This is a genomic window from Sandarakinorhabdus rubra (genome assembly GCF_010994245.1).
GTDB lineage: Bacteria > Pseudomonadota > Alphaproteobacteria > Sphingomonadales > Sphingomonadaceae > Sandarakinorhabdus > Sandarakinorhabdus rubra.
In genome coordinates, this window is sequence record NZ_WMHO01000167.1 from 1 (window position 1) to 5,888 (window position 5,888).

At 69.1% G+C, this 5,888-nt stretch carries 6 protein-coding genes and 1 pseudogene; 3 read left to right on the forward strand and 4 right to left on the reverse strand.

Annotated elements, in window-relative coordinates; translation table 11 throughout:
* The 3 genes from GJV64_RS10535 to GJV64_RS10545 all read left to right on the forward strand — a co-directional run.
* A partial coding sequence (locus GJV64_RS10535) for a hypothetical protein (RefSeq protein WP_164157191.1) occupies window positions 1-1,372 on the forward strand: 1,372 nt, incomplete at its 5' end.
* 43 nt (window positions 1,373-1,415) lie between these two features.
* The gene (locus GJV64_RS10540) at window positions 1,416-2,258 is read left to right on the forward strand and encodes an SDR family NAD(P)-dependent oxidoreductase (protein ID WP_164157192.1); all 843 of its coding nucleotides are present in this window, start codon (window positions 1,416-1,418) and stop codon (window positions 2,256-2,258) included.
* 13 nt (window positions 2,259-2,271) lie between these two features.
* Window positions 2,272-2,922, forward strand: coding sequence for a phosphoribosylanthranilate isomerase (locus GJV64_RS10545; RefSeq protein ID WP_164157193.1), 651 nt, complete (start codon window positions 2,272-2,274; stop codon window positions 2,920-2,922).
* Here GJV64_RS10545 and GJV64_RS10550 read toward each other — a convergent pair.
* From GJV64_RS10550 to GJV64_RS10565, 4 genes and pseudogenes are all read right to left on the reverse strand, one after another.
* The gene (locus GJV64_RS10550) at window positions 2,907-3,191 is read right to left on the reverse strand and encodes a DUF1467 family protein (RefSeq protein WP_164157194.1); all 285 of its coding nucleotides are present in this window, start codon (window positions 3,189-3,191) and stop codon (window positions 2,907-2,909) included. The two genes, GJV64_RS10545 and GJV64_RS10550, sit on opposite strands and share 16 nt — an antisense overlap.
* A 13-nt stretch (window positions 3,192-3,204) precedes the next feature.
* A complete protein-coding gene (locus GJV64_RS10555; RefSeq protein WP_164157195.1) occupies window positions 3,205-4,851 on the reverse strand; it encodes a ribonuclease J in 1,647 nt (548 codons plus the stop codon).
* Window positions 4,852-4,854: 3 nt separating this feature from the next.
* The gene (locus GJV64_RS10560; protein ID WP_164157196.1) at window positions 4,855-5,640 is read right to left on the reverse strand and encodes a type III pantothenate kinase; all 786 of its coding nucleotides are present in this window, start codon (window positions 5,638-5,640) and stop codon (window positions 4,855-4,857) included.
* A gap of 14 nt (window positions 5,641-5,654) precedes the next feature.
* A pseudogene (locus tag GJV64_RS10565) lies at window positions 5,655-5,888 on the reverse strand (biotin--[acetyl-CoA-carboxylase] ligase); the annotation flags it as partial.

Below are 5,888 nucleotides of genomic sequence, written 5' to 3' on the forward strand. Positions count from 1 at the left end.
GGCAGTCGACACCACCCGCGAGGCCGTCCACGCCCAGACCAGCGCGCTGCTGGCCACCGTCGAGCAGGCGCGCACCACGCTCGACCATATCGGCGGCGAGGCCGCGCGCGCGCTGGAAGACCGGCTGACCGCGCTGCAGGACATCACCGCCCGCATCACCGGCGACATCGCCAGCACCAGCGACAGTACGCAGGCTTTGGTGGATGATCTGGGCGGCCGCATCGAGGCGCTGGCCCAGCGCCTCGGCCAGGCCATGGCCGACAATGAAAGCGCACTGTCAGGCCTTGATTCGCGCATGGACGAGGCGCGTGCCAGCGCCGCCGCGCTGACGACGCCGCTGGCCGATGCCGAGACCGCACTGGCGGCGGTGGAGGCGCGGTTGGGCGGCATGGTGCGCGAAGCCGAAAGCGCCGTCGCGCTGCTGGAAGAACAATTGCCGGCCGGGCAGTCGCTGGTCGCGGCGCTGGAGGAACGGCTGGCGGCTCTCTCCGCCAGCGCCGCCACGCTGGCCGAGCCGCTCGCCGAGGGCAGCAGCAGCATCGCCGAAGCCAGCGGCCAGCTGGAAGCGGCGCGGGCCGCACTGGACAGCAGCACCGCCGGGCTGAACACTGCCATCGAACAGGCAGTGGCCCAGATGCAGGAGCTGGAGGAAGGCACGGGCCGCATCGGGCTGACCGCGTCGGGCGAACTGGTCGAGACGTTCGGGCGGGTCCGCCAGATCGCCGATGCCGCCGCAGGCGCCATGCGCCAGTCGCTGGCTGGCGTGATCGCGGAGGCCGAGAGCGCGCTGGAACGTTCGGCCATCGATCGCACGGAACTGGCGTTTGCCGGTCCGATCCGCAGCCGCATTGAGGAGCTGGTGACCGCCCAGAGCCGCGCCGCCAACGCCGCGCAGGTGGCCGCCGAGCGCGTGGCGCAGCGGCTGGTATCGCTCACCCGTACCATTGCCGAGGTGGAATCGCATGTCGATGCCGTGGAAACCCGCGCCGAACTCAGGGCGCGCAATTCGCTCGGCAGGCGCGCCAACGGGCTGATCGACAGTCTGCAGGCCAGCGCCGTCGACATGGCCGAACTGCTCGACTTCGACATCGACGACAAGACCTGGACCGATTACGCCGCCGGCGACCGCAGCGCCATCGCGCGCCGGCTGGCCGCCGGGCTGGACCGCGGTACCGGCCGGCTGTTCCTGCGCCACTTCGCGCACGATCAGGATTTCCGCACCGAGGCCAGCCGTTACCTGGCCGATTTCGAAGCGCTCGTCGCCGATATCGTGCCGGAACGCGGCGGCGAGGCGCTAGGCGCGACCCTGCTCTCTTCCACGCTGGGCAAGCTCTATCTGGCGATCGGGCAGGCGGCCGGTCGCTTCAACTGATCTGACCCGCCCCGTCCGGGCCGGGCAGAGGGGGGAAGTCGACATGGCACGCATATTGGTGACGGGCGCGCGGCGCGGCATCGGCCGCGAGATCACGCTGACACTGGCCCGCGCCGGCCATGAGGTGATCGCCACCATGCGCGACACCAGCGGCAGCGACCTCGCCGATATCGCCGCGCGTGAAGGCATGTCGATCAGCCTCGCTGCTCTGGACGTGGATGATGATGCCTCGGTCGCCGCGCTGTTCGCGAGACCCGGCATGGCCAGCGTGGACGTGCTGATCAACAATGCCGGCATCCTGTCGATCAACGCCATGGAGGACGAATCCATGGCCATGATCAAGGCGGTGATGAACACCAACTTCTTCGGCCCCGTCCGCTGCATGAAGGCCGTGTTGCCGGCCATGCGGGAGCGTGGCGATGGCCTGATCATCAACATCTCGTCGATCGCCGGGCGCATGGCGGTGTTTGCAGACAGCGGCTACTGCGCCTCGAAATTCGCCCTGGAAGCCGCCAGCGAGGTGGCGGCGCAGGAATTGGCGCCGTTCGGCGTACGGGTCGCGCTGGTCGAACCGGGCATCATTGCCACCGACATGGCGGTTGCCAACCTGCCGCAGCCGCGTGCCGACAGCGCCTATCCCAGCGGCCGCCGCATGGTGGCCTTGAATGCCGATGCCGGCAATGCCACGCCGCCCTCCGTGGTGGCTGGCGCGGTGCTGGATATCGTCAGCGGCCGCAACACCGCCTTCCGCACCCCCTGCGGCGATGATGCCGCGATGTTCCTTGGCATGCGCGCCCGCATGACCGACGAAGCCTGGATCGGGATGAGCGACACGCTGGACGACAGTGAGTTCTTCGCCCGGATGACCGCAGCCGGGCAAGGCTGAACGACGGCGGCGCATGACGCGCATCAAGATCTGCTGCATCGCCTCCCCCGCCGAGGCCGCGGTGGCGCTGGCGGCCGGGGCCGATGTGCTGGGGCTGGTCGCCACCATGCCGAGCGGGCCGGGGCCGATCAGTGACGACGCCATCGCCGAGATCGCCGCCGGCCTGCCCGCCCATGTGCTCAGCCTGCTGCTGACCGCCGAGACCACCGCAGACGCCATCGCCGATCATGTTCGCCGCACGGGCACGCGCGGGGTGCAGATCGTCAGCCACATCGATCCGGGCGAACAGGCGCGGCTGGCCCGGCTGCTGCCCGATCACGAACGCTGGCAGGTGGTGCATGTGGAAGATGAAGGCGCGCTGGCCATGATCGCTGCCCATGCCCCGCACGTGACCGGCTTCCTGCTCGACAGTGGGCGGCCCTCGGCCGGCGAACTGGGCGGCACCGGGCGTGTGCACGACTGGGCGATCAGCGCCGCCTTCGTGGCCGCCAGCCCGGTCCCGGTGTTCCTGGCTGGCGGGCTCAATCCGGCCAACGCCGCCGATGCGGTGCGCCGGGTGCGTCCGGCTGGGCTGGACATCTGCTCCGGCCTGCGCCGCGATGCCCGGCTGGATGCGGAACTGGCCCGCCGCTTCGTGGCCGCCGCGCGTCAGGCTGACGGATAGGGCCCGTGCGTGCGCCAGAAGGGCACATCGTCCACTTCGACCCAGCCAAAGGCATAGTTGGCCGCGAAGAGCCCGAACAGCAGCGCCGAGATCAGCGTGGTCCACGCCAGCTTCTTCAGGATCATCGGGTTGGCCGGGGCCGAGGGCGCCTGGCCGGGCACCGGTTCATCGCCGGCTTCATCGGCGGTCTTTACCCCGAACGGCAACACGGCGAACAGGGTGATCGTCCAGAACAACAGGTAGATGGCCAGCGCCGATTGCGGCTTCACGGGGCCCTCTCCCTCACAGGCGGATGACCTGCACGTCGGTCACCGGCTTCTTGCCGGTCCATTCGCGTGCCACCCGGCGCACAGCGACACGCACGGCCTCGGCAAAGGGCGCGCCGCGCTTGGCATCATGCTTCGCGGCCGCGGCCTCGGCGGCTTCGGCGCAGGCGGCGAGAAACGCGGCCTTGTCCTCCTCCACCGGCACGCCGTGGGCGCTCACCTGAGGGGTTGCCGCCGGGCGGCCGTTCTTGCCCATCACCACCGACACGCTGATCAGGCCATTGTGCGCCAGCCGCCGCCGCTCGACGATGGTGGCGCCATCGGCGGGCAGAATGATGTCGCCATCCAGCACCAGCCGCCCGGCGCGTTCCTGGGACAGCAGTACCGGGCCATCGGGGGCCAGCCGGATGGCCGTGCCGTTCATTGGCACCAGCGCGCGGGACACGCCGCTGGCCAGCGCCAGCTTGGCATGGGCTTCCATGTGGCGGCGCTCGCCATGCACCGGGATGGCGATCTCGGGCCGGATCCATTCGTACATGGCTTCCAGCTCCGGCTGGCCGGGGTGGCCCGACACGTGGACATGGGCCTGGCGTTCGGTGACAATCTCGATCCCGCGGCTGGCCAGCGCATTCTGCACCCGCCCGATCGACAGTTCATTGCCGGGGATCTGCTTGGAGGAATAGACGACGAGATCGCCGGGCTCCAGCCGCAACGCGGGGTGGGTGCCTTCGGCAATGCGGGACAGCGCCGCCTGCGGCTCGCCCTGCGCGCCGGTGCACAGGATCAGCACCTTGTGGCGGGGCAGCGCCATCGCCGTGTCCCAATCAATAGGGGCCGGCAGGTCCGCCAGATAGCCGGTGGCGCGTGCCACCTCGACAATGCGGTCCATCGAGCGGCCGGCCAGCACCAGTTCGCGCCCAGCGGCCTTGGCCACCTGGCCCAGCGTGCCCAGTCTCGCTGCATTGCTGGCAAAGGTGGTGACCAGCACCCGCCCCTGCTTGCGGCCCTTGATGAGCCGCATCAGCCCGTCCTTCACGTCGCTTTCGCTGCCTGAGGCTTCCGGGTTGAAGACATTGGTGGAATCGCCGACCAGCGCGAGGATGCCGCTGTCGCCGATGCGCTTCAGCTCGGCCTCGGTGACGGGTGAGCCCAGCAGCGGCGCATCATCCAGCTTCCAGTCGCCGGTGTGGAAGATGCGGCCATGGGGCGTGTCGATGATCAGCGCATTGCCTTCCGGGATGGAGTGGGCAAGCGCCACATAGGTGAAGCCGAACGGCCCCAGTTGCAGCGTGCCGCCCATCGGCACGATGTTCAATGTGACCTCGTCCTCCAGGCCCTCCTCGGCCAGTTTCTTGGCGATGAGCCCGGCGGTGAACGGCGTTGCATAGAGCGGCACGCCGAGATCGGCCGCAAGATAGGGAATGGCGCCGATATGATCCTCGTGCCCATGGGTGAGGACAATGCCGAGCAGATCGTCGCGGCGCTCCTCGATGAACGACAGGTCGGGCAGCACGATGTCGATGCCCGGATAGCGCGGATCGGCAAAGGTCATGCCCAGATCGACCATGACCCACTTGCCACGGGCGCCATAGAGATTGACGTTCATGCCGATCTCGCCCGACCCGCCAAGCGGCAGGAAGATCAGCTCATCACCAGGGATCATCGGTCAGGGGTTCTTTGCGTTCAATTGGTGGAGGCGGATGAGGCCGCGAATGGTGAGATCACCGTCGACATGGGCTATGGCAGGGGTGTGGCGCTGGAACAAGGTGGCAAGACCGCCCGTCGCCACCACGGTCGGCGGGGCGGGCAGTTCCGCCGACAGCCGGGCCACCAGCCCCTCGATCAGCCCGACATAGCCCCAGAACAGGCCCGACTGCATGGCGTGCACTGTGCCCTTGCCGATGGCACCCAGGCCTTCGGGCGGCGGCTCGACGGCGATGCGCGGCAGCTTGGCGGCGGCCTGGTAGAGCGCGTCCATCGACAGGTTGATCCCCGGCGCGATCGCCCCGCCCTGGTAGGCGCCGTCGGCAGAGACGACATCGAAGGTGGTGGCGGTGCCAAAATCGATGATGATGAGATCGCCCGGCCACAGCGCGTGGGCAGCCACCGCGTTGACCAGCCGGTCCGCCCCCACCTCGGCCGGGTTGGGCAGCGCAATGGCCAGGCCCATATTGATGCCGCCCACCGCCACCACCAGCGGCTCCACCTCGAAATATTTGCGGCACAGGCGCTGCAGGTTGAACAGGGTCTGCGGCACCACGGTGGAGATGATGGCGGCGTCGACGCTGGCCATCGTCACCCCCTCCAGCGCCATCAGCTGGTGCAGCCACACGGCATATTCGTCGGCCGTGCGCTGGCCATCGGTGGAGATGCGCCAGCGATGCTCGATCGCCTCGCCCCTGCACAGCGCAAAGACGATGTTGGTGTTGCCGACATCAATGGCGAGCAGCATCGCGGGTGGCTCCTTCAGAGCGCAAAGACTTCGCCGGCATGAATGGCGCGTACCGTGCCATCGTCAAGCCGCAGCAGCAGGGCACCGTCCTCGGCCAGCCCGCTGAACAGGCCTTCCGGGCTTTCGGCACCAAGCCGCGCCACCATGCGCGTGCCCAGCCCGGCCGCGCGGGCGAGCCAGTCAGCACGCACCGGAGCGAAGCCATGCTGCGCCCAGGTCTGCCGCCAGCGGGCGAAGGCCGGGGCCAG

Excerpts from the sequence above, each read along its gene's own strand:
- GJV64_RS10540 (WP_164157192.1), top strand. The coding sequence starts at position 1,416 with ATGGCACGCATATTGGTGACGGGCGCGCGGCGCGGCATCGGCCGCGAG.
- GJV64_RS10545 (WP_164157193.1), top strand. The coding sequence starts at position 2,272 with ATGACGCGCATCAAGATCTGCTGCATCGCCTCCCCCGCCGAGGCCGCG.
- GJV64_RS10555 (WP_164157195.1), bottom strand. The coding sequence starts at position 4,851 with ATGATCCCTGGTGATGAGCTGATCTTCCTGCCGCTTGGCGGGTCGGGC.
- GJV64_RS10560 (WP_164157196.1), bottom strand. The coding sequence starts at position 5,640 with ATGCTGCTCGCCATTGATGTCGGCAACACCAACATCGTCTTTGCGCTG.